Below are 22,853 nucleotides of genomic sequence, written 5' to 3'. Positions count from 1 at the left end.
CGCGTGCTTAAGGGGTCGTGCCGTCGAGGCTCGCCCACAACGGCATTTCGAGGGGTATCGACAGAAAGCGGGCGTTCAGCTCCCGCAGGGTGGCTTCCGGGTCGATGGCCCGGCACGCATCTGGGTGGAGCCACCGCGCGACGCGCTCCACGAACAGGATGTTGAGCGGACGGATGACAACGAGGCCAGTCCAGATGCCGGATACGCGGCGCGCCTTCACTGCCGCCACGAGGTCCATACCCGGCCGGGCAGCGAGGGCCTGAAGGCCGGCCTGCGCCTCTCGGATGGAAAGGCCAGGTGCGATGGGCGGCCGCGTTCCGCGGGCGAAGGCGCCGCCGGACGCGATGTAGAGATCTGGCTGCTCGGCGATGAGCTGCTCCACATGGAGCTTCTGGAACCAGGGCGCGGTCGCGGCGTCGAGCACCCGGCCGCCTGCACGGGTCAGAAGCTCCCCCCACACCTGCCGGCCTGCGGCCCAGCAGCAATCGTCATAGGTGGACTGGACCTCCAGATAGACCTTGCGCGTCGGCGCCGTCCCGACGCATGCGGCAACCGCCGCGAAGCGATCGCGGGTGAAAGCGAGGAAGTCCTCCGCGCGGGCGTCCTGATCCAGCAGCCGGCCCCACATGCGCATCAGCGCGGGCAGATCGTCGGCGGCGCTCCGCCCGCTGTCGCTGCTGGCGCTGTCGCTGAACAGGACGGGGATGCCAAAGCCGCCGAGCTGCGCCGAGAGCTCGCCGTTGGCGCCCTCGGTGTTGCGCGTGGTGACCACCACATCGGGCTTCAGCGCGATGATGGCCTCGGCCGAGATGCTGCCCGGCGTGAGCCCGCCGACGACCGGGATGTCCCGGCCGGCCTTTGCCTTCAGGGCAGCGAGCAGCGCATCGCTGTCGAGCGTCTCTGGTGCGGCCCAGCCGGCCACACGCTGCATGGACCGGGGATCGAGCAGGGCCATGCTGATGGCATCGCGCGCGTCGAGCAGCACGATCCGCTCGGGCATGCGCTTCAGCGTGACCGTCCGCTGCAGCATGTCCGTGACCTGAAGCGTGCCCGCTGCGCTGGCCCTCACCCGGAGCAGGGGCAGGCCGGCGAGGGTCACGCAGAGCAGGCGCCTGCGGGTGAGGCCCGTCACCATGTCTTGCGCAGCCCCGCCAGGAAGGTTCGCGCACTGCCGTACTGGCAATAGATGTCGTAGGTGCAGCTCGTGTAATAGACCGTGTCGAACAGATTGCGGACGTCGAGCGTCGCGGTCGCGCCCTTCATCTGCGGGCTCAGCATCCCGAGATCATAGCGCAGCGAGAGATCGACCAGAGCGAAGCCATCGACCTTGATGAGGTTGGAATCATCGGCATAGCTTGGGCCGATCACCCTGAGGCCGGCGCCGGTGGTGAGCCCCTTCAGCGCCCCATCGGTGAATTTGTAGTTCAGCCAGAGCGCGCCGAAATAATTGGGCACGGCCTGCGGATGCTTGCCGATGTAGGCGGCGACGCTCGAAGCCGTCACCTCGGTGTCGAGCAGGGTCAGCGCGCCGATCATCTCAAGGTTGGCGCTGAGATCGGCGCGGGCCTCAAACTCCAGGCCGCGGGATCGGATTTCACCCGTCTGGATGTTGAAGCCCAGTACGGGACCGGGCGTAAGCACGTTCTGCTGGCGGATGTCGAAGGCGGAGACCGTGAAAAGCGCATTCATGAAGGTCGGCTGATACTTCACGCCGACCTCGAACTGCTCGGCCTCGGTGGGGATGAAGGGGTCTCCCTCGGCATTCACCCCGATCACAGGCTCGAACGAGGTCGCATAGCTTGCGTAGGGGGCAAGGCCGTTGTCGAACAGATAGAGCAGCGCGGCGCGGTATGTGGTGGCGGAAGCGGACTGTTTGGTCGTGGCGCCACCGGCGAGGTCGTTCTCCGTCTCCTGGGATGTCCAGTCCTGGCGAATGCCAAGCACCGCACGCCAGTTGCCGACCGCAATCTGATCCTGGAGATAAAGGCCGGTCTGTTGCACGGTCTGGGTATTGTCAATCAGGGTGAGGAAGGGGCCGGGCGTCACGCCGTAGACGGGGAAGACGACGTTGAGGCTCGGGGCCGAGCCCCACTGGTAGGTCCAGTCGCTGGAGAACGACTGATAATCGAGGCCCGCCACGACCTTGTGGCTGAGCGGCCCGGTGGCGAAGGTGAAGACCATGTTGTTGTCGGTCGCGACACCCCCGGCCTGCTCGGTCGAGATCACCGCCTGGCGGGGAAGGATGCCGCCGGACGTCATGGCGCCGGCCATCTGGATGCCGCGCGTTTCGGCCGAAACGTCAGTATAGCGGGCGCTTGAGCGGATCTCGACGAAGTCGTTGAAGCGGTGCTCGAATGAATAGCCGATGCCGCCCTGCTCGCGGGTATAGCTGTCGAAGGTCGGATCGCCGACGTTGAAATTCCTGTTCAGGAAGCTGCGATACTTGGGCGGCGACAGGAAGGTGGGATAGATCGAGTTGAAATAGCCCCCGTCGGGATCGTTCTCGTAGAAGGCGCGCAGGACGAGCCGCGTGTCCGCGTCGGGCTGCCAGGCCACCGCGGGGGCCACGCCGATCCGCTGCTCGCTCACCCCGTCATAGGGCGTGCCGGAGATGCGGCCGATGGCCGACAGGCTGTATTGCCAGACGCCTTTATCATCGAACGCGCCCTGCGTCGTGAAGCCGGCCTGCGCCCGGCCGTAGGAGCCGGCCTCCAGCCTCAGCTCGTTGTAAGGCGATGCGCTTGGATCGCGGCTCACCATGTTCACGAGCCCGCCGGGGCTCACCTGCCCGTAGAGCACCGCCGACGGCCCCTTGAGCACGTCGATCCGGTCGAGCAGGTAAGGGTCGATCTGGAACTGGCCGAACGCCTGGCCGCGGGGCAGGCGCAGCCCGTCCATGAAGCTGACGAAGGTGGTGGATGTCCCGAAGCCGCCGAAGCCGCGGATGAACAGGCCGTCGAAGCGCGTCGTCGCATCCGGGGTGAAGACGCCCGCAGTGTATTGCAGGGCATTGCCGACGGTCTGCGGGTTCTGGTCGTCGAGCTGCTTGCGCGTGATGACATCAACCGATTGGGGGGTCTCGACGATCGGCGTCTCGGTCTTGGTCGAGGCGGCATCCCTGCGGGCGACGATGGTCTCGTTCGACGCTCTCTCGCCATCGGTCGCATCCACCACGACCGTGCCAAGCATGGTCGCATCCTGCGCTTGGGCGGCGCCGATCGGGCAAAGAATATTTAGAGAAATTCCAAATAATATGCAATTTCCGCAAAGCTTCCGCATCACGCAGCCTCGTCTCGCGACACCATCCTGACCACAATCAGTCGGTATCAGAAACGGGACGATATCGTCCAGTTATTTTGATGGCGGAAAGTCTGCCCGACGTGGCTTGTGGCGATTCAGCAACGGAACGGTTGCGTTTGGTTTCTGGATCAGGTTAGATTTCTTCTAAATCATTTCGTGACATGCGATGGGGCAAGCAAGATGAGACCGGGGAAGGCCGAGGTGAAGCGCGGGGTGGTCGCAAGCGATTCCCGCCCACGCGGTCCTGCATCTGCCAATCCTGCCGCCAATCCCGCTGCCAAGATCGCGCGGCCTCGCGGTGGACGGCCGACGAAGCAGGCTGCGGAGGAACTTGGCCAGCGGATCCTCGACACGGCCGCGCGCCTGTTCTCCTCCCAGGGCTTTGCTGCGACGACCATGGAGCAGGTCGCGGCCGAATGCGGTGCTGGCAAGGACACCATCTATCGGCGCTACCCCTCCAAGGCGGCGCTGTTCACGGCGCTGATGGATCAGCTACGCACCCGCGTCATGGCCGAGATCGACGCGGCGATGGGCGTGGATGGGGCGCCCCTGGAACGGCTGCGGACCTATGCGCGCACGCTCCTTTCCATCAACATGCGCCCGGAATTGCTCGCCCTGAACCGTGTGGCGCTCGCCGAGGCCGTGCCAGCCGGCGGCGTGGGGACACCCACTGCCGCGGAAGATCCGTTCATGGTCCGCTTCGCGGATCTGGTCCGAAGCGCGCAGAGCAAGGGCCTCGTCGTCGCGGGCGATTCCCTGTTCATCGCCGATCAGCTTTTGTACGCAACCTCGATCAAGCCGATGATCCGCGCCATGCTCGGCGACTCCCAGTTCACTGATCTCGCCTCTCAGGACCTTTATTTTGGCCAGGCCTGGGATCTCGCTATGGCAGGCATCGTACGAAAGCCGAACCTCTCGTCTTCTGACCATTGAGGCCGCCGCGCTGCCGTCTCACCACAGTTCATGGCCCTGGGAAGCGCGGCTTCCTCTGAGGGCCAGCTCGTTCACGAAAAGCGCCGACTCCCCCCTCCGGGCCTGATGGGTGATCGAGGAAGCTGCTCCGTTTTTCGGTGAAGCGATCGTGGTGCTGCTGGCTCTCTTCAAGCTGCTCGGAACGGTGGCCGCACCCAGATGGCCACTGGCCGCTTGCGATGTGCCGACGGCCTCAATCGCGGGCAAGCGCACGCTGGGCCTCCTGGGCAAGATCGGTGTAGGCGGCCTTCTCCACGGTCACGGCCACGCCCTGAATGGTGCCACCCCTGAACGTGCCGGGCGACGTATAGTCCTGGCTCACCGCATCGCCGCTGTCATAGCCGATGCAGAGGCCGTCGCCGGAGAGCGTGAACTTGGCTGGCTGGGTCCGCATGGGTCCTTCGGCCACGACCTTGTCGTCGATGTAGAGTTTGGTCGTGCCGAGCGATTCACTGTGCGGGCCGGCGCCTGTGCGGGTGAATTCCATCCCCAGCGTGTACTTGCCGGGCTTCAGATCGACATTGGAAATGAAGGTCTGCTCCGGCTTGATGCCGAGGAAGTTGTAGACGTAGTAGAGCTTGTGATCCTTGATGAACAAGGCATGCCCGCCGAAACGCGAACCATGAGCGAAGATCACGCCGGACGCGTCGGGGGTGTCGATCTCCACATTGGCGAGGATCTTGTAAGACCGGTTGCGCACGTTGACCGCAACGCCCTCCGGCACCGGCGCCGTGCCGGGGTAATAGATGTAGCGGTCGCGCGCCGGCTCGGCACTGGGGCGCTCCACGCCGAGCATCTCCGGCGCGGTGCGGTCATCGAGCGGCAGCGCCAGATTGGTGCGCGCCTCCTCGTTCCAGGCCTTGATCAGCGCCGCAAGCTTCTCGGGGTGCGCGTCGGCCAGATCCTTTGATTCCGAGCGGTCCGTCTCGACGTTGTAAAGCTGCCAGCGGTCCTGATCGAACTTGCCCTTGCCCGTGAACGGCGCGTGCACGGCAGACGCCAGCCAGCCATTTTCCCAGATACCGCGCGTGCCCAGCATCGCATAGAACTGCCGCTTCTTCTGCGTCGGGGCATCGGGCGCGGCATCGAATGTATACCGCATGGAGACGCCGGACAGGGGGAACTGCTCCACGCCGCGATAGACCTTGGGCATCTCGATGCCGATGATATCAAGCAAGGTCGGCACGATATCCACCGAGTGGTGGTATTGATTGCGGATCTCGCCGCGCGCCTTGATGCCCTTCGGCCAGGAAATGACCAGGGGGTCCGCCGTGCCGCCCGAATATTGCGAATAGCGCTTGAACATCTGGAACGGGGTGGAGAACGCGGCGGCCCAGCCAGTGGGGAAATGCTCGTAGGTGTCGGGGCCGCCGAGCTTGTCGATCAGCTTCATGTTCTCGGCGATATCGTCGGGATAGCCGTTGAAGAACTTGTTCTCGTTGACCGAGCCGTTCGGCGAGCCCTCGCCGGAGGCGCCATTGTCCGCCGCGTAGATGACGATGGTGTTTTCAAGCTGGCCGGACTTTTCCAGATAGTCGATGATGCGGCCGATCTGGACATCGGTGTATTCCGAGAAGGCGGCATAGACCTCGGCGAGGCGCGAGAACAGCTTCTTCTCGTCAGGAGAGAGGCTGTCCCAGGGCCGCACCATGTCCGGGGCATAGGCGGCGTCCGCCGGTAGCGGGTTGAGCGGCGTCAGCTGCGTGTCCTTGGGCAGGACGCCCCGTTCGATCATGCGCGCCAGCACCCAGCTGCGATAGGCCTCGTAGCCGTCGTCGAACTTGCCCTTGTACTTGTCGATAAAGTCTTGCGGCGCCTGATGCGGAGCGTGATTGGCGCCGGGATTGTACCACATGAACCACGGCTTCGAAGGATTGGTGGCCTTCTGGTCGCGGATCATGCGGATGGCCTGATCGGCCAGATCCTTCGAGAAATGGTAGCCGTCCTGCGGTGCAGAAGGCGGCTCGATGAAGCGATTGTCTTCGACGAGATCGGGATACCATTGATTGGTCTCGCCGCCGATGAAGCCGTAGAATCGGTCGAAGCCCATGCCCAGGGGCCAGGTGCTGCGATTTCCGCCCGAAGCCACGTCCTGCTCCGGCACATTGTGGTTCTTGCCCAGCCAGAAGGTGCTGTAGCCATTGTCCTTGAGGATTTCGGCGATGGTCGCAGCCTGCGGCGGAATACGCCCGCTCGCCCCGGGGAATCCGTTGGCCCCCTCGGTGATCGCGGCCATGCCGTTGAGCGTGTGGTTGCGGCCGGTCAGCAGCGTCGAGCGCGTGGGCGAGCACAGCGCTGCCGTATGCCATTGCGTATAGGTCAGCCCTTCCGCAGCCAGCTTGTCCAAAGTCGGCATATTGATCCGCCCGCCATAGGGCGACCATGCGGCCAGGCCGGTGTCGTCATAAAGCACGAACAGGATGTTGGGCGCACCTTCCGGCGCCTTCCTGGGCGTGAATGGACCCCAATCCGCCACCGAGTCGCGCACATCAAGCTCGATCTTGCCCTTGAAGTCCTTGTACGGCCCCACAGGCTGGGTCTGCTGGGCTGCAGCGGGGCCAGCGATGGCTACGCCGAGGCCGATGCAGGCCATCGAAAAGAGAGTGGCTGGCTTCATGGCGGACCTCCCTGGTTGGCGATTGTGATCGCGTTCTTCTTCTCATGCATGGCATTGGCCGGTGCCGGACCAGATATCCGCTCACGTCAGCGGACCCGCTTCCATCCCGCGTCTCGAATTTACCATCACTACATGATCAGTCTGGCGTCGTTACTCTGTAACCTCTGAACATAATTACATGTCGATCAGGATGTCACAGGTCCGATTATAGCCTTGACGCCAGTCAATTCACTTAAAATTTGAGCGCTGAGGTCGTGCCACGCGAGGGGACCGCGCTGGCTGAGCGAGGAGAAGGTCGCGTCGGCCGCCCTCGCGCCCGATCACGGCCGTCCAATGATCTCTAAAGGCGAAATCAGCTATGGTCGCCTGTCGGTACGCGACCTTGGCTGATGCGTGGGGGCGATGAGTGCGGTAGAGATGAGGTCGGCCCCGGCGGGGCGGCGAGACCGCTCCGGGACATAGTCTTCGTTGCTGGACCTGTACAGTGGAAGGTAGAAGAGGATGCGGCTCAGGAGCATCCTGTCAGTCTTGTTGGCTGGTGTCCTCACAGCCTTGATGATTTCGTTCATCGCTGCGGCGCGGAGCGACCGAGACCGCCAAGCGGGTGCCCTGGCCGCACCTGCCGAACTTTCATCCGGCGGCATCGGGGCGTTAACGCCGCAGGCGCCGGAGGGATATGTCGGCTCGGCGGCGTGCGCGGGCTGTCATGCGGCGGAGGCCAAGGCCTGGCTGGCCTCGCAGCATTCCGGCGCGATGAGCCTTCCAACCGAAGCAACCGTCAAGGGGCGCTTCGACGGGGCGGAGGTCGGTCAAGGTCCGGTGAGCGCTCGCTTCTTCCGAGTGGGGACAGGCTATCGCGTGGAGATCGCTGGCTCGGACAGGAAGCAGGCAATCTACCCCATCGCCTATACGTTCGGGCTCTACCCGCTTCAGCAGTATCTGGTCGCCATGCCGGACGGGCGCGTGCAGGCGCTGCCGTTTGCCTATGACACCCGACCGGCCTCCGAGGGCGGCCAGCGCTGGTTCCACCTCTATGGCGACGACGCGCCCCTGCCCGGCGACCCGCTGTTCTGGTCCGGGCCGCAGCAGAATTGGAACCACATGTGCGCGGAATGCCATTCCACGGCGCTGCGCAAGGCCTACGATGCGGCGGCCGACCGCTTCGACACGCGCCTCTCCGAGATCAGCGTCGGTTGCGAGAGCTGCCACGGCGCCGGGGCCGGACACCTCGCCTGGGCGAAGGGGCCGCGCGATCGCGCGACGTCTCATGCGGGATTTGCCAGTGCGGCCGCACCCCGGCCCGTCGTGGACTGGACCCCCGATCCGAAGACCGGAAGCCCGGCCCATGGTGTGGACCGGGCGGCTGGGGACGTTGTCGAGACCTGCGCGCGCTGCCACGCCCGCCGCGGCGTCACGTCCGAGAGTTGGCAGCCCGGCCAGCCGCTGACGCAGACCCACATGCCCGTGCTGCTGGAGCAGGGCCTGTTCGAGCCCGACGGGCAGAATCAGGACGAGGTGTTCAACGATCACGCCTTCAAGCAGAGCCTGATGTACAAGCGCGGCGTCGCCTGCACCGATTGCCACGATCCGCACACCGCGGCCCTGAAGGCGCCCGGCGCGGCGGTGTGCGGCCAGTGTCACCTGCCGGAGCGCTTCGCGGTCCAGAGCCACACCGGCCACGCCCCGGGGCCAGCGACGCCGGATTGCATCGGCTGCCATATGCCGAAGCGCACCTACATGGTGGTCGACGCACGCCACGACCATTCCTTCCGCATTCCGCGCCCGGATCTCTCCGTTGCGCTCGGCACGCCCAATGCCTGCACCGATTGCCACACGAAAAAGCCTGCGAGCTGGGCTGCCGAGGCGCTCGAGCGCTGGCATGGGCCGGAGCGCAAGGGCTTCCAGAGCTGGGGGCCGGCGCTTCATGCCGCGCGCCTTGGGGCAGCAGAGGCCCGTGCGGCCCTTGTCGCGCTGGCTGGAAATCGGGACGTGCCGGGCCTCGTTCGGGCCACCGCCGTCGGGGCGCTGGCGCAGTTCCCGGCGCGCATAAGCGACGACGCGGTTCGGGCAGCCCTCGCCGATCCCGATCCCATGGTTCGTGTGGCGGGGCTGCGGGCGGCGGCCGGCCTGCCGCGCGCGGAGCGCTGGCGGAGGGCATCGCCGCTTCTTTCAGATCCGTCCGCCGCGGCGCGGCTGGAGGCGGCGGACCAGCTCGCCGATGTCCCGCTGGATGAGGTGGGCGAGCCTGAGCGCAGCCGCCTCCTCGCTGCGTTCAGCGAATACGAGGCAGCCCAGAGGCTGAATGCGGACCGGGCGGATGCGCGGGCCAATCTCGGCACCTTCCTTCTGCGCCGGGGCGATGGAGCCAGGGCGGAGATGGAGTACCGCGCCGGTCTCAAGCTCGATCCGACCTTCGCGCCCCTGCGCATCAACATGGCGGACCTCTATCGGCGGCAGAAGCGCGAGGCGGAGGCCGAAACGGTGCTGCGCGAGGGCCTCGCCATGCGCAATGACGCCGCCCTCCACCATGCGCTCGGGCTCACCCTCGTGCGGCAGAAACGTTACGACGACGCCCTCGTGGCGCTGGCCGCCGCCCGCGCGCTGGCGCCCGCCGAAGCGCGCTACGCCTATGTGGAGGCGATCGCCCTGCAATCGCTCGGCCGCCAAACCGAAGCACAGGACGTGGCCCGGCAGGGGCTGGAGCAGAGCCCGAACGATCCGGCGCTGATCGGACTTGTCCTCAATGCGGCGCTGGGCGCCGGAGACGTCAGCCGCGCCCGCGCGCTTGCGGAACGCCTGGCGGACCTTCAGCCGGACAATCCCGAAGTGGCACGCATTGCTGCACGGCTCCGAGCGCGCTGACTGGCCTCACGCCGTGTCGCCCCCCGCTACGACAGGCTCGCCCGAAACGTCCTCTCAGGCGTCCTCCTCGCCGCGACATGCGCATGCGGGCTCAATCGAGTCCGGACCCTGGGGAGTGAGTACGTCGCCGGCCTCGCAGCGTGGCCGCTTCCGGCCGATATCTAATCTTCACCGACGGACGGCCAAATCTCTCGCGTTGGCTGCAGTCGCCCGCGAGGTAGACGCCCCTGTTGGCCAGCTTCTGCCTCAGAAATCCATCACGGCGGAGAATTTGAAGGTTCTCGGAAGGCCGGTCGAGACCCAGCCATCATTCACAGCCGCCCAATAGCTCTTGTCGAAGACGTTCTCCACCGCGAAACGCAGTGCGAGAGGATGGTCGAAGGCCTGCGTCTTGTATTGCGACCCAAGATCGAAGCGGATCCAGCTTGGGATCTGCTGGGTGTTGGCCTGGTTCACATATTGCGAGCTGGTGGCGATCATTCGGCCCCACAGCGTCAGGCCGGCAATGGCCTGTGGATCCCATTCGATGCCGAGATTGGTCTGCCAGTTGGGAACGCCAACCGCCGCATTGCCGTCATAGAGGCCGTCATCGGTCTGGGTGAGGGTGCCCTGAGTATAGGCGACACCGCCGAGCAGGCGCAGGCCCTCCCAAAGCTGGCCGAAGACGTTGACCTCGACACCCCGGTTCCGCTGCTCGCCATTGACGCTGAAGACGGACTCCCCGGCCGCGTTGGTGGTGATGATGCTGCTGGGCTTGGTGATCTGGAAAATGCTGGCGGTGGCGGTGAAGGCGCCGAAATCATACTTGATGCCGGCTTCCATCTGCTCCGTCATCATCGGCGGGAAGACCTCGCCGGCGTTCGCCGTGCCCTGATAGGCGATGGGTCCCTGCTGGAGGCCCTGGATGTAGTTGGCATAGAGCGACATCCGCTCAACCGGCTTCACAACGAGGCCGAAGGCGGGCGTCACCGCCTGTTTGTCATAAGCCTGGGCGATGCTTCCATCCGGATCGAACACATCGACCTTGATCTGCTGATAGCGGACCCCGGCGGTGAACAGGATGCGCTCGTCAAGGACGGAGAGCGTGTCCGTCAGCGTCACGGCGGGTGCGTTGATGTCCCAGTATTTTGGGGGGTCGTCGCTGAAGCCCGCAGTGGACGGGGCGGCTACGGTGGGGGCGTTGTATATGTTCGTGTCGAAGGAGAAAAATCCGTAATAGTTACTTTCCTGGTACAGGTTCTGGTAAAGGTACGAAGTGTTCAGATTGATCTTGTGGCCGATTGGGCCGGTGGCGAACGCGCCGCGGAGGCCGGCCTGTGCGGAAACGGCACCACCGTTGATGGGGCTATAATAGGCGGTGGCCGTTGCGTTCCCGGCGGAATCGAGAACATAGATGTCCGTGGACAGCATGGATTGCCTGTAGGTGCTGCCACCGATGCCGCCATAGAGTGTCCATGCCGGGTTGATGTCATACTCGAACTTGGCGAGGCCATAGGCCGTCTTGGTGCCGGAATATTCCCAGTCCTGGTAGATCTGCTTGCTGGCGTCCGGCGCGCGCGGAATGGCGATGTCGGAGGCGAAGCCGAAGCCGGCGGCGCCGGTGGGGGCATAGGTCTTCTGGTCGATATAGCCCGCGTCGAAGCTCGCCCGCAGGTCCTCGCCCCGATAATCGAGGGCCAGGGTGGCGGCGCCAAGCCGGGCGTCCTGGCCGTCCACGGACGTGTCGCCATCCAGGAAGATCCCGTTGACGCGCACGCCCCATTCCTTGTTGGCGCCGAAGCGCCGCCCGACATCGATCTGGGTGCCAAGCTGGGTATCGGAAAAATAGCTTGCCGTGAGGCGCGTGATGGCCTCGTCCGTGGCGCGCTTGGGCACCACATTGATGGACCCGCCAAGGGAGCCATACTGCGTGTAGCCGGTGAGAAGCGCGTTCGGCCCCTTCAGCACCTCCACGCGCTCCATGGTTTCCACCGGGATGAGGCGATCGGGCGAGATGCCGCCATAGCCGTCGATCAGGATGCTCTGGTTGGTCACGCTGAAACCGCGGATGAAGAAGACCTCGCCCGCGCCAGCCGACGAGCTGATGCCATTGGTGAAGACCCGCACGGAGGGATCATTGGCCATCACGTCGGCCACCGTCACGGCCTGCTGCTCCTCGATCACCTTGGACGTGTAGCTGGTGATGCTGAAGGGCGCATTCATGATGCTGACGTTTCCGAGCACGCCGAGCCGTGCGCCCGTGGCAACCTGGCCCCCGGCATAGGGCGCCGGCGCGTCCCAATTGTTGATCGCTTCCGCCTCGACATTGACCGTATCGAGGACAATCGAGCCATCGCTTCCCATCGCGCCGGACTGGGGGCGTGGCTGGGTGATCAGGACGTTCGTCGCGTCGGAGAATGCGTAGGAAAGTCCCGACCCCTGAAGAAGCCGCGCCAGGGTCTGCTCGCGCGTCGCGGTCCCCTGAAATCCGGGCGAGGTCTTGCCGTTCGCGATCGCCGCCTCGTAGGACACCTGCGTCCCCGATTGCTTTCCGAAGGTCGCCAGCGCCCGGCTCAGGGGGCCCGCCGGGATGTTGAAGGTGATCTGCACGCTGGGCTGGGCATGAACCTGGGTGCCCATGAGCACACCCTGCGCCAGGATCGCCGTCGTCGCCAACAGCGTTGCGGCCATGACCTTCCGCCCAATGCCGGCGAAACCCCTCGTCCCAGACCCTGGCCGCATGTCCCAGCTTCTCCGTCGCGTTCACGGGGGCTCGCATGGCCGTGTGGCTGGTTGCTGAGCCCCTATGGAGCCTTACGAGCGGAGGTCCGAAATCTCCTGCAGTCCGGGCACTTTTTCTCAGACGGGCGAAATCACCGTCGCATAGGGGCCGATCCGGCGCACCCTCGCGCCGAAGGGGCGAACCACCGCCTCAAGGGCTCGTATGGGATCACTCAGATCGAATACCCCGCTCACCACGCGCGACCCGAGGAAGGGGTCGGCAATCACGACACGCCCCGGCTGCCAGCGAGCGATTCTGGCCACCATGGCCGAGACGGTCTCCCCATCCGCGATGACCATGCCCTCCCGCCACGCGGCGATCTGGGAGGCATCGCGCACGCCGCGGGAGACCTTCTGCAAGGAGGAATCGAGCGTGATCCAGTCGCCGACAGTCAGGCGCGCGCCAGCGCTGAGCATCGCGTTCGGCGCATGCACCTCCACCTCTCCCTGATCGACCGAAACCGACACGGAACCCCCATCGCTGGACACGTCGAACGCCGTGCCGATCGCCGTCGCCGACACCGATCCAGACAGGACGGAAAACGGCCGTGCCGGGTCGCGCGCGACCTCGAAGAAGGCCATTCCGTCGAGCAGCGTGACCTCCCGCCTGTCTTCGGAGAAATAGAAGGCCACCAAGCTGTCCGGGCCGAGCGTGATCAAGCTGCCATCGGTGAGCGCGACGCGCCGGATCTCGGCCGTGGATGTGGCCTCGTCCGCGCGGGCATGGCGGATTGCCTCGGGGCCGAGCCATGTCCCCGCAGCGGCGGCGCCGAGGCCGATCACGCCGCCGATGATGACCGTGCGGCGGGTCAGCGCGCTGTGGCCGTCGGCGGCCTTCCGCTGGTCGCCGAGGACCCTGCCGGTCATGCCATGGATCTGGGCGACGCGCGCCCAGGCTGCGGCGTGCTGGGGGCTGCGGGCGGCCCAGGCGCGAACCATCTCGAGCGAGACCGGGTTGGCGGGATCATCCTGCAGGCGGATGGCCAGATCGGCGGCTTCCCGAAACAGCACGCGCTCTTCCGGAATTCCGCTCATAGGCTCCTCGTGCAGGCAGGCTGCCAGGGCGGCAGCATCGCTCGCTTCCTATCATTATACGAATGGCCCGCGCGAATGTTCAGCGCCACAGATGCCGGCCGCTCAAAGGCCGTTCAGCCGCAGGTCGACATGCTCGTAAGCCTCCCGCACAAGGGCCCAGACCCGCGACCGGGACAGGCCAAGCTCCGCCGCCACTTCCGCGACCGTCATCTCCTCAATGCGGTGCAGTTCGAAGGCCCGCCGGGTCCTTTCCGGCAGCTCGGCCAGTGCCGCTGCGGTCAAGGCCAGCTTCTGCCTGTCATAGACGGCCGCTTCCTGGGACGGCGAGGGATCGAGGATCGCCTCGAAGCCTTCAGCCCCAAGGTCTACCCGGTTCAGAAGCCGCTCGCGCCGCTGGTGGTCGATGGAGAGGTTGCGCGCCACCCGGAAGAGATAGGCGGCGGGGTTGCTCACCGGAGCGGTTTCGGCCGGCGGGGACGCCAGCACGCGGACGAAGGTGTCCTGGGTGAGGTCGGCCGCCATGTCCGCCGTCAGGCCACGCCGACGCAGCGCCTGCGCGATATCCCTCGCGTGCCGCTTGAACAATGTGGCGATATCCCAACCCACTGAAGCCCTATCCTCCGCTCGCGCCGGCGCCGTTCATCCCATGGCAGCCCCCGCCTGTGGGTGGCAGGCTGCGCGCACATCATCCTGCAAGGTCGCCCGGCACACCGGAGTGAGATCTAGCGCAAAATGAAATTTCCTATCAACACCAATGATTTATATCGATTCTAAGGCGCGGGGCACCCGCTGGCTGCTGCCGCGCAAATGCACTGCCAAGTCGACGTTTCAGAATGGCCGGCAGCCCGTCACAGCGCCTGCTTTCGGCTTGCCAATGCCAGGCGCGGAGGATGTGCCAGAGCGAGACGCGTACTGGTGCGATCGACGCTCAGGGCCTTGCACGCCCGACGCTGGCTCACCCCGTGCACGGTACAGGCGTGGGCCAGCCAGACCTGTCTTCTCGCGGCGACATCCCCTTCTCCAATTTTTGGAGGAACCTTCGTATCTCGGGGCAGCCCGCCATCGCGCTTCCGTGGATAACGTATTTGCATCAGTCAGTTAGCAGTTGGCACCACGCTTGCGTTGGGAACAGCGCGCAGTCCGTGAGGCCAAATGCAACTTCACTTCGCTCTCGATTTTGACGGCACCATAAGCCTCGTCGACACCACGGATCTTCTGCTCGCGACATTCGCGGATGGGAGCTGGCAGGAAATCGAAGAAGAATGGTGCGCAGGCCGCATCGGCTCGCGGGAATGCATGTCGCGGCAGGTCGCTTTGCTGGAAGCGTCACGCGCCGCCATGTTGGCAGCCCTCGCCGATGTGAAGCTCGATCCGCACTTCGCCGCCTTCGTCACCCGGGCTTGGCTCTGCGGCGCGACCGTCTCCGTGGTGTCCGACGGGTTCGATCTCGCCATCATTCACCTGTTGCACGCCAACGGGATCGATCTGCCGGTCACCAGTAATCGGCTGGTGGAAACGGCCAATGGCCGCTGGCAGGCGGCTTTTTCTAATCGCGGGGAACAGTGCCCAAGCGGCACCTGCAAATGCGCCGCCGTGCCAGCCAATCGCCGGGTGGTGCTGGTGGGCGACGGGCGATCCGACTTCTGCCTTGCCCGCCGCGCCGACTTTGTCCTGGCCAAGGGCGCGCTCGCTGCCTTCTGCGCCGCCGAGGGCATCCCCCACCGCGCAATTTCCGGCTTCGCCGACGCCCTGGCTTTCCTGGACCCGTTCCGTGCGCGCCGCCATGCGGCCCCCTCCCGTCTTATGTTCGAGGACATCCATGCTTGATCGCCAGACCGAAGTCGGTCGCCAGACCGAAGTCGCAACGTCCGTCGCCGAGTGCACCCGCCTGCGTGAACTGGAGGAGACCTATTGTTCTCATGGGGATACGGTCCATTACACCCAGGAGCCGAAGATATTCGAGCGGTGCGAGGGGTCGTTTATCTATGATGACGAGGACCGCGCCTTCCTTGATCTTCAGATGTGGTACTCGGCTGTCAATTTCGGCTATGCCAATCCGCGTCTGAACGAGGCCATGCGCCGCCAGCTCGATCGCCTGCCCCAGGTGGCGAGCCAGTATCTGCATCGCGAGAAGATCGAGCTGGCCGCCGAGATCGCCGAAGGCGCCTTGGCGCGCTTCGGGCACAAGGGGCGGGTGCATTTCAACGTGGGCGGCGCCCAAGCCATCGAGGATTCCCTCAAGCTGGTGCGCAATGCCTGCGACGGCAAAAGCCTGATGTTCGCCTTCGAGGGCGGATACCACGGCCGGACGCTGGGCGCCTCGGCCATCACCTCGTCCTACCGCTATCGCCGCCGCTTCGGGCATTTCGGCGAGCGCGCCCACTTCATCCCCTTCCCCTATCATTTCCGCGGCCCGCGCGGCATGACGAAGGAGGAACACGGCCACCACTGCGTGCAGCAGTTCGCCCGTCTGTTCGAGAGCGAATACAACGGCGTATGGGACCCCAAGGCCGGCAAGTGCGAATACGCCGCCTTCTATGTGGAGCCGATCCAGGGCACCGGCGGCTATGTCATCCCGCCCCCGAACTTCTTCCCGGAGCTGAAGGAGGTGCTCGACCGCCACGGCATCCTCTTGGTGGTGGACGAGATCCAGATGGGCTTCTACCGCACCGGCAAATTGTGGTCGATCGAGCATTTCGGCGTGGCGCCGGACATCATCGTGTTCGGCAAGGCTCTCACCAACGGGCTCAATCCCCTGTCCGGCCTGTGGGCGCGCGAGGCACTCATCAATCCGCAGGCGTTTCCGCCCGGCTCCACCCATTCGACCTTCAATGCCAATCCGCTCGGCACCGCGGTGGCGCTCGAGGCCATGCGCATGATGCAGGAGGAGGATTTCGCCACCTCCGTGGCCGAGAAGGGCGCGCATTTCCTCGACGGCCTGAAGGAGCTGAAGGCGAAGCACGCCATCGTCGGTGACGTGGACGGCCTCGGCCTCGCGCTGCGGGTGGAGATCTGCGAGCCGCACGACAGCTTCACCCCCTCCAAGGCCATCGTCGACCGCATGGTGGACGAGGCGCTGAAGGGCGATCTCGTCCATGGCGGCGAGCGCTTCGGGCTGGTGCTGGACATTGGCGGCTACCACAAGAACGTCATCACGCTGGCGCCGTCGCTGACCATCAGCCACGCCGAGATCGACCTCGCCTTGGCGCTGATGGACCAGCTGTTCACCCGCGTGACGCCCCGGTGAGCACCATGCGCATCAAGGTCATTGATCTGGACGGTGCGCTCACCGTGCAGGACGAGGTCATGGCCGGCCTGCCCGGCTGTGACGCCGACCTGTTCCTTGCCCGCGACCTTGCGCCCCGGCTGCGCCTTCTGGCGGGCCGGAGCGCGCTCAGGACGCTGGCCGACCGGCTCGGCCCGCCGACGCGCGGCGAGATCTGCTTCTACGGCTCGGGCGACTTCCATCACCTGAGTCACCTTCTGGTGTCGCGCTTCGATCAGCCGGTCAGCGTCGTGCATTTCGACAACCATCCGGACTGGACCCGCTTTCCCCGCACGCTCAATTGCGGCTCGTGGGTGAGCCGCCTTCTGGAACAGCGGAACGTGGCGCGGGTGGTGACGCTGGGCCCGTGCAGTTCCGACCTCAGCGCGCCGCAGCTGAAGGGCGCGGATCTGCCGCTGCTGCGCTCCGGGCGCCTTCAGATGCATCCGCTTGCGGCCGGCGCCACCTTCTATGCCGGACCCGGCTTCGAGGTCGCGAGCGTGCGCGGCGCGGCGGGGATCGGGGCCGACGGCCTGCGCTGGGACGGCCTCGAGGACGGCGATTTCGCGGAACGGGTGGAGGCCATCGCCGCCGAGCTGCCGCACACTCCACTCTGGATCACCCTCGATAAGGATGTGCTGGGCCCGGACGAGGCGGTGACCAACTGGGATCAGGGCCGGCTTCCCCTCCACAAGGTGCTTCAGGCCATCACCGTCTTCGCCGAGCACCGGCCGGTTCTGGGCATGGATGTGTGCGGCGACTATTCGCCGGAGGGCGACAATGGCGCGCTGCGCGCCCTCTGCGCTTATCTGGACCGTGACCAGCGGCGCGATCCCCGCGGCAACGCCAACGCCGTCAACGGCGTCACCAACGGCCGCATCCTCCGGCACATGGGGGACATCCTGCAATGAGCGTGTCCCTCGTCGCCCTGTTCGCCGCCTCCGTCGCCTGCGACGTGGCCGGGCAGCTGGCCTTCAAGCGCGGCGCCGACCGCCTTCCGGCCGTCAGCACCGGCGTGGGGCGCTTCGCCGTAAGGCTGATGGCCGAGCCATGGCTGATCGCGGGGCTGACGATCTACGCCATCGAGTTCCTGGTGTGGACGCGCATCCTCGCGCTGGTGCCGCTCGCCATCGCCTTTCCCGTCGCCAGCCTCAACATCCTCGGCGTCACGGTGGCGAGCCGCCTGTGGCTCGGCGAGCGGATCGCGCCGCGGCAATACGCCGGGGCCGCCCTCGTCACCGCCGGTGTCGCCCTCGTCGCATCCAGCCTGTGAGAAACCCATGCCTCTCGACCGCAGCATCATGATCGAGGGCGGCCCCGTCGGGGTGCTGCTCATCCACGGCCTCGGCGGCACCCCGGTGGAACTGCGCGAGGTGGCGCGACGGCTCGCCGCCACCGGCGCCACCGTGCTGTGCTGCCAGCTCGCAGGCCATTGCGGCACCGAGGCGGAGCTCGCGGCGACGACGATCGAGGACTGGTACGCCAGCGCCGAGGCTGCCCTCGCGACGCTGGAAGCGCGCTGCACCAAGGTGATCGTGGGCGGCCTCTCCATGGGAGCCCTGCTCGCCGCTTTGCTCGCCGCGCGCAATCCCGAGAGCGTGGACGGCGTGGTGATGCTGGCGCCGACCCTGCGCTATGACGGCTGGTCCATCCCCCGCTACGGCTTCCTGCTGCGCCTGCTCATCAACACGCCGCTGGGCCGGCGCTATCGCTTCGTGGAGCGCGAGCCCTACGGCCTCAAGGATGAACGCATCCGCAGCGTGATCGTGCGCGCCATGCGGCTGGGCGATACCGATGCCGGCAGCCTCGGCACGCCCTCCGCGGCGTTGCGGCAGCTGTGGCGGCTGGTGGCGATGCTGAAGCCGCAGCTCGGCAGCATTCGCCAGCCCGTGTTCATCGCCCATGCCCGCCACGACGATGTGGCGAGCTTCAACAATGCCGTGCTGCTGCAACGCCGCCTCGGCGGCACCGTGGATTGCCTGGTGCTCGACGACAGCTACCACCTCGTCACCCTCGACCGGCAGCGCCATCTCGTCACCGACCGGATCTCGGCCTTCATCCGGGGCGTGGTGGAGGCGCCGCTGCGCCAACCCGCAAGCGAGCCGCGCCGGGCGACGGCCGGCCGTGCCGAACGGCAGGCGCCCCACACACAGGCGCCCCCCACACAGCCTCCCCAGGGACAGGTGGCGCATGTCGCATGATGCCCTGGTCGGCGACTGGCCCGGCGACACGGCCCGCGCGCCGGTTGCCCCGCTTGTCCGCATGGTGTCCGGCATGGCCGGCATCGATGCCACGGCCTGGAAGGCCGCCCGCCCGCCCGAAAGCGAGGGGTGGGCCTATCTCGCGGCCTGCGAGACCTCCCCACCGGCCGCCCTTGAGCTGGCGGCGGTCAGCGTGGGCGACCGCGCGGGCCTTGCCGCGGCGGCCCCGCTGTTCGCCCTGAAATACCGGCTGGACACTCCGCTGCAGGACGGACCTCTGGCCGCCTTCTGCGATCGCCTCGCGCGCCGCGCACCCGGTCTCATGGAATGGCGGATGCTCGGCGTCGGCTCGACCTTCACCGACGCCTGCCCGGTGGCGCTGAGCCCGCGCCTGTGCGAGGCCGGACGCGCGAAGGCCGTCGCAGGCCTCATCGCCGCTGTCGAGGCAGAGGCGGCGCGGCGCGGCACCGGGCTCGTGGTGTTCAAGGACCTCGCGCCGCGCGAGCTGGCGCTGCTGGCGCCGCATCTGGCCGCCGCCCGCTACTTCGCGGTGGAGAGCCTGCCGGTCGCGGTGCTGGACCTCGACGGCACCGGCGATCTCGATGGCTATCTCGCCCGCCTCTCGCCGGCCACCCGCAAGGATCTCCGGCGCAAGATGAAGCGGGCCGAGCGGGTGGAGGTGGAGTGGCGCACCTCCCTCGCCGGTATGGAAGGGGAGGTGCGCGCGCTCTATGAGGCCACCCGCACCCGCAGCCAGGTGCGCTACGGCGATTTCGAGGATTTGCCGGACGGCTATTTCGAAACCGTGTCGCGGGCGCTCGGCACCGATGCCGTTTTCGCCTGCTATCGGGTGGGTGGGCAGCTTGCCGCCTTCAACCTCCTGTTCGTCGAGCCCGACCGGGTGATCGACAAGTTTCTCGGCATGGCCTATCCGCTCGGCCCCGCGCACGATCTCTACGCCCTGAGCTGGCTGGAAAACGTGCGCTTCTGCCAGCGCATCGGCCGGCGCTACCTGCAGACCGGGCAGACCGCCTATGCGTCCAAGCTGCGCTTCGGCAGCGCGCTGGAGCCGCGCACGCATCTGGTGAAGCATCGCAATCGGGCACTCCATGCGGTCTTGCGCCTCGCCGCCCCGTTATTGGCCTTCCCCCGCTGGGACCCCGACCTGCGACGGCTGGGCAGGGAGGGCGCGCGATGACGCTGCGTCCCGCCACCGTCGCGACCCTGATCCTCGTCGCCGTCTTCCTCGCCGTGGACACCGCGACCCAGCTCGCCTTCAAGGGCGCCGCCGAGGCCATCGGCGACATTCCGCTGGGGCTGGACTTCCTCGCCGCCGCAGCCGGAACCGCGTTCGCGTGGCTGGCCGTCGGCCTTTACCTCGCGACCTACGTGCTGTGGATGCTGGTGCTGCGCACTACCGCCCTCAGCCGCGCCTTCCCCCTGACGGCGCTGAGCTATGTGAGCGTGCCGCTGTTCGCATGGCTCGCGTTCGGCGAGACGGTGGACGCGCGCTCCGCCGCCGGCATCGGCCTCATCCTGCTGGGCGTCGCGCTCGTCGGCCATGGGGAAGATGCCGAAGCCTATGCCGTTGCGAAACCGGAGCTGACCCCATGCGAAACCTGATCGCCGGCCTTCTGACGCTGGGTCTGGTGACCCCGGCCTGCGCCGGGCCGGACGTCACCGGCGTCTGGATGACCGAGGATGGCGAGGGCGCCGTTGAGATCGCACCGTGCGGCGACGCGCTCTGTGGACGCATCGTGTGGCTGAAGTCCCCGCTGGACGAGCATGCGCAGCCCGTACGCGACGAGAACAATGCCGACCTGACCCTGCGCGATCGCCCCCTCTGCGGCATGGAGGTGATGTCCGGCGTCGCGCCGGGCGGTGACGGTTGGGAGGGCGGCTGGATCTACGATCCGGAGGCCGGCGCACGCTATTCCGTGGCCATCGCGCCGGACGGCGCCGACGCCATCGTCGTGACAGGTTTCATTGGGATCAAGGCGTTCGGCCACGCCCTCCACTGGCACCGCGCGGCCGCCACGCTGCAACGCTGCGACGCCGCGCCCACCCTGAAGGCCAGCGCCGGGAACAAGAGGTCCTAGGACGGATGACGCGACGGCGCGGTTCGCGTTGGCTGAACTGGTGGTCGCTGCTGCCCCTGCGGCTGCGGCTCACCCTCTATTTCGTCATGGTCAGCGTGCCGCCCGTGCTGGTGGCGAGCTTCATCGCCGCCGAGGTCATCTCGGTGACGTTCGAGCGCAACGTGGAGCAGTGGATCGGCGAGATCGCGACCTTCATGGCCAACGAGGCTGCGGAGGGCCGCGAGGAGGCCCAGCGCGCCACCGCCGTCGTCGCCGCCGCCGTGTCGCGGGGCGGCACCGAGCCCATCGCGCCGTTCGCCGACCTGCTCACCACCGTGGGCTATGATTTCGTGCGCCTCTACTCGGCCGACGGCACGGTCCTGTTCTCGACCGGCGACCTGGAACTGATGCAGCCTTTGCCGCTCAAGGCGGTCGCGTCCATCTTCTTCGTCCGGCAGGGCGGGCACCGCGCCATGATGGTCGGAGCGGTGCAGCCGGTGCGCATCGGCGACCAGGCGGGCTTCCTCTTCATCGCCAATCTGCTGGATGAGCAGTTCTTCACCGCCCCGCAGACCATCCGCTCGCTCGACCTGCATCTGATCGAGGTGACCGAGGGCGGTGAATTGCGCGATCTCGAAGACCTCAAGCGGACCCCGCTGCCGGTGCCACCGGAGTCGCTGGCGGCCCTCAGCGCCGGCGCGCCCCTCGCCATCCAGAGGCGCAGCTTCGGCCTGGGGCCGGCGGCGGCGTTCAGCGCCCTTCGTGACGACAGCGGACGTCTCGTGGGCATCATCGCCTGCCGGCTCAACGGCACGTCGGCGACGTTCGAACGCCTCGGCACCGTCTCGCTGTTCGGCGCCCTGGCGGCGGTCGCGGGCGTGCTGTCTCTGCTGGTGGGCTTCAGCATCTCAAGGCGCATGAGCCGCCCCCTGCATGACCTCACCCGCGGCGTGCGCGCGGTGGCCGAGGGCAACTATGCCATCCGCGTGCGCGAGACCGGCGGGCGCGAGATCGAGGCGCTGGCCAGCGGCTTCAATGCGATGACCGAGCAGCTCCAGACCCTGCGCGACCGGGAGACCGCCACGCGCCACCGGGCCCAGCTCGCGACGCTCGGGCAGGCGGCGGCGGTGATCGCCCACGAGATCCGCAACCCGCTCGGCATCATCAAGACATCGGCGGAGCTGGTGCGCCGCAAGGCCCCCATGGCGCCCGGCGAGGACCGGCTGATGATGTTCGTCCTCGACGAGGTGCAGCGCATCGACCGGCTGGTGAAGGACCTGCTGGACTATGCCCGGCCCCCGCAATGCACCGCGGTCCCGCTCGATCTCGTCATCTTCATCGTCCGGCCGGCCCTCGACTTCGTGGCGCCGGAGCTGCGCCGCCGCAACATCAGCCTCATCGCCCGCCTGCCGGACCACCCGCTGCCGATCCAGGGCGACAAGGATCTGCTGCACCAGGCGCTGCTGAACCTGATCATCAACGCCATGGACGCCGCCGGCGATGGCGGCCACATCATCGTGCGTGCGGAGCTCGGGGCGGACGCGGCCGTGCTCCATGTGGAGGACAACGGCCCCGGCATCCCGGAAGACGTGCGGGCCACCCTTTTCGAGCCTTTCGTGACGACCAAGGTGAACGGCACCGGCCTCGGGCTCGCGACCGTGCGGTCCACCGTGGAGGTGCATGGCGGCGAGGTGACGTGTGCCGACGCACCGGAGCGCGGCGCCATCTTCACCATCCGCCTTCCGCTCGGCAAACAGGGGTGA

Annotated in this window: 17 protein-coding genes; 11 read left to right on the top strand and 6 right to left on the bottom strand. The window is 66.7% G+C overall.

Annotation, left to right across the window (positions count from 1 at the left end):
• Nucleotides 1-7: 7 nt before the first annotated feature.
• Together XAN126_RS0124510 and XAN126_RS0124505 are read right to left on the bottom strand one after the other, a co-directional pair.
• On the bottom strand, nt 8-1,135 hold the full coding sequence (locus XAN126_RS0124510) for an ABC transporter substrate-binding protein (protein WP_024281192.1): 1,128 nt from the start codon (nt 1,133-1,135) through the stop codon (nt 8-10).
• The gene (locus XAN126_RS0124505; protein ID WP_024281191.1) at nt 1,129-3,189 is read right to left on the bottom strand and encodes a TonB-dependent siderophore receptor; all 2,061 of its coding nucleotides are present in this window, start codon (nt 3,187-3,189) and stop codon (nt 1,129-1,131) included. Before XAN126_RS0124505 ends, XAN126_RS0124510 begins: the two co-directional genes overlap by 7 nt.
• Nucleotides 3,190-3,501: 312 nt before the next feature.
• Between XAN126_RS0124505 and XAN126_RS0124500 the strand changes: the two genes are divergently transcribed.
• A complete protein-coding gene (locus XAN126_RS0124500) occupies nt 3,502-4,233 on the top strand; it encodes a TetR/AcrR family transcriptional regulator (RefSeq protein ID WP_024281190.1) in 732 nt (243 codons plus the stop codon).
• A gap of 232 nt (nt 4,234-4,465) precedes the next feature.
• On the opposite strand, the gene XAN126_RS0124495 is transcribed toward XAN126_RS0124500, so the two are convergent.
• Nucleotides 4,466-6,889, bottom strand: coding sequence for an arylsulfatase (locus XAN126_RS0124495; protein WP_024281189.1), 2,424 nt, complete (start codon nt 6,887-6,889; stop codon nt 4,466-4,468).
• A gap of 858 nt (nt 6,890-7,747) precedes the next feature.
• On the opposite strand from XAN126_RS0124495, the gene XAN126_RS0124490 reads away from it, so the two are divergent.
• The gene (locus XAN126_RS0124490; protein WP_051460683.1) at nt 7,748-9,751 is read left to right on the top strand and encodes a tetratricopeptide repeat protein; all 2,004 of its coding nucleotides are present in this window, start codon (nt 7,748-7,750) and stop codon (nt 9,749-9,751) included.
• Between the two features lie 246 nt (nt 9,752-9,997).
• Here XAN126_RS0124490 and XAN126_RS0124485 read toward each other — a convergent pair whose 3' ends face one another.
• The 3 genes from XAN126_RS0124485 to XAN126_RS0124475 form a co-directional block, all read right to left on the bottom strand.
• Complete coding sequence (locus XAN126_RS0124485; protein WP_024281187.1) at nt 9,998-12,421, bottom strand: TonB-dependent receptor; 2,424 nt, start codon at nt 12,419-12,421, stop codon at nt 9,998-10,000.
• Between the two features lie 168 nt (nt 12,422-12,589).
• Nucleotides 12,590-13,546, bottom strand: a complete 957-nt coding sequence (locus tag XAN126_RS0124480) for a FecR domain-containing protein (protein WP_024281186.1) — start codon at nt 13,544-13,546, stop codon at nt 12,590-12,592.
• Nucleotides 13,547-13,648: 102 nt separating this feature from the next.
• A complete protein-coding gene (locus XAN126_RS0124475; protein ID WP_024281185.1) occupies nt 13,649-14,152 on the bottom strand; it encodes a sigma-70 family RNA polymerase sigma factor in 504 nt (167 codons plus the stop codon).
• Nucleotides 14,153-14,698: 546 nt separating this feature from the next.
• On the opposite strand from XAN126_RS0124475, the gene XAN126_RS0124470 reads away from it, so the two are divergent.
• Genes XAN126_RS0124470 through XAN126_RS0124430 form a run of 9 tightly spaced genes read left to right on the top strand, consistent with a single transcriptional unit; the run spans nt 14,699 to nt 22,853 of the window.
• The gene (locus XAN126_RS0124470; protein ID WP_024281184.1) at nt 14,699-15,373 is read left to right on the top strand and encodes an HAD-IB family phosphatase; all 675 of its coding nucleotides are present in this window, start codon (nt 14,699-14,701) and stop codon (nt 15,371-15,373) included.
• The gene (locus XAN126_RS0124465) at nt 15,366-16,793 is read left to right on the top strand and encodes an aminotransferase class III-fold pyridoxal phosphate-dependent enzyme (protein WP_024281183.1); all 1,428 of its coding nucleotides are present in this window, start codon (nt 15,366-15,368) and stop codon (nt 16,791-16,793) included. The genes XAN126_RS0124470 and XAN126_RS0124465 overlap by 8 nt, the downstream gene beginning before the upstream one ends.
• 5 nt (nt 16,794-16,798) lie before the next feature.
• Complete coding sequence (locus XAN126_RS0124460) at nt 16,799-17,722, top strand: hypothetical protein (protein ID WP_051460682.1); 924 nt, start codon at nt 16,799-16,801, stop codon at nt 17,720-17,722.
• Nucleotides 17,719-18,084 carry an EamA family transporter gene (locus tag XAN126_RS0124455; RefSeq protein ID WP_024281181.1) on the top strand — a complete coding sequence of 122 codons (366 nt, stop codon included), beginning with the start codon at nt 17,719-17,721 and terminating at the stop codon, nt 18,082-18,084. The genes XAN126_RS0124460 and XAN126_RS0124455 overlap by 4 nt, the downstream gene beginning before the upstream one ends.
• 7 nt (nt 18,085-18,091) lie before the next feature.
• Nucleotides 18,092-19,012, top strand: a complete 921-nt coding sequence (locus tag XAN126_RS0124450; RefSeq protein ID WP_024281180.1) for an alpha/beta fold hydrolase — start codon at nt 18,092-18,094, stop codon at nt 19,010-19,012.
• The gene (locus XAN126_RS0124445; protein ID WP_024281179.1) at nt 19,002-20,210 is read left to right on the top strand and encodes a GNAT family N-acetyltransferase; all 1,209 of its coding nucleotides are present in this window, start codon (nt 19,002-19,004) and stop codon (nt 20,208-20,210) included. The genes XAN126_RS0124450 and XAN126_RS0124445 overlap by 11 nt, the downstream gene beginning before the upstream one ends.
• Nucleotides 20,207-20,635 (top strand): EamA family transporter, encoded by a 429-nt coding sequence (locus XAN126_RS28550; protein WP_024281178.1) that lies wholly within the window; start codon nt 20,207-20,209, stop codon nt 20,633-20,635. The genes XAN126_RS0124445 and XAN126_RS28550 overlap by 4 nt, the downstream gene beginning before the upstream one ends.
• On the top strand, nt 20,623-21,111 hold the full coding sequence (locus XAN126_RS28545; protein WP_024281177.1) for a DUF2147 domain-containing protein: 489 nt from the start codon (nt 20,623-20,625) through the stop codon (nt 21,109-21,111). The genes XAN126_RS28550 and XAN126_RS28545 overlap by 13 nt, the downstream gene beginning before the upstream one ends.
• Before the next feature lie 5 nt (nt 21,112-21,116).
• Nucleotides 21,117-22,853, top strand: a complete 1,737-nt coding sequence (locus XAN126_RS0124430) for an ATP-binding protein (protein ID WP_024281176.1) — start codon at nt 21,117-21,119, stop codon at nt 22,851-22,853.

The organism is Xanthobacter sp. 126, assembly GCF_000526175.1.
Taxonomy (GTDB): domain Bacteria; phylum Pseudomonadota; class Alphaproteobacteria; order Rhizobiales; family Xanthobacteraceae; genus Xanthobacter; species Xanthobacter aminoxidans.
This window is presented reverse-complemented; position numbering and strand designations above follow the sequence as displayed.

Coding starts and splice junctions, on each gene's coding strand:
- XAN126_RS0124495 (WP_024281189.1), bottom strand. CDS start 6,889: ATGAAGCCAGCCACTCTCTTTTCGATGGCCTGCATCGGCCTCGGCGTA.
- XAN126_RS0124455 (WP_024281181.1), top strand. CDS start 17,719: ATGAGCGTGTCCCTCGTCGCCCTGTTCGCCGCCTCCGTCGCCTGCGAC.
- XAN126_RS0124485 (WP_024281187.1), bottom strand. CDS start 12,421: ATGGCCGCAACGCTGTTGGCGACGACGGCGATCCTGGCGCAGGGTGTG.
- XAN126_RS0124450 (WP_024281180.1), top strand. CDS start 18,092: ATGCCTCTCGACCGCAGCATCATGATCGAGGGCGGCCCCGTCGGGGTG.
- XAN126_RS0124465 (WP_024281183.1), top strand. CDS start 15,366: ATGCTTGATCGCCAGACCGAAGTCGGTCGCCAGACCGAAGTCGCAACG.
- XAN126_RS0124480 (WP_024281186.1), bottom strand. CDS start 13,546: ATGAGCGGAATTCCGGAAGAGCGCGTGCTGTTTCGGGAAGCCGCCGAT.
- XAN126_RS0124430 (WP_024281176.1), top strand. CDS start 21,117: ATGACGCGACGGCGCGGTTCGCGTTGGCTGAACTGGTGGTCGCTGCTG.
- XAN126_RS0124505 (WP_024281191.1), bottom strand. CDS start 3,189: ATGCTTGGCACGGTCGTGGTGGATGCGACCGATGGCGAGAGAGCGTCG.
- XAN126_RS0124510 (WP_024281192.1), bottom strand. CDS start 1,135: ATGGTGACGGGCCTCACCCGCAGGCGCCTGCTCTGCGTGACCCTCGCC.
- XAN126_RS28550 (WP_024281178.1), top strand. CDS start 20,207: ATGACGCTGCGTCCCGCCACCGTCGCGACCCTGATCCTCGTCGCCGTC.
- XAN126_RS28545 (WP_024281177.1), top strand. CDS start 20,623: ATGCGAAACCTGATCGCCGGCCTTCTGACGCTGGGTCTGGTGACCCCG.
- XAN126_RS0124470 (WP_024281184.1), top strand. CDS start 14,699: ATGCAACTTCACTTCGCTCTCGATTTTGACGGCACCATAAGCCTCGTC.
- XAN126_RS0124460 (WP_051460682.1), top strand. CDS start 16,799: ATGCGCATCAAGGTCATTGATCTGGACGGTGCGCTCACCGTGCAGGAC.
- XAN126_RS0124445 (WP_024281179.1), top strand. CDS start 19,002: ATGTCGCATGATGCCCTGGTCGGCGACTGGCCCGGCGACACGGCCCGC.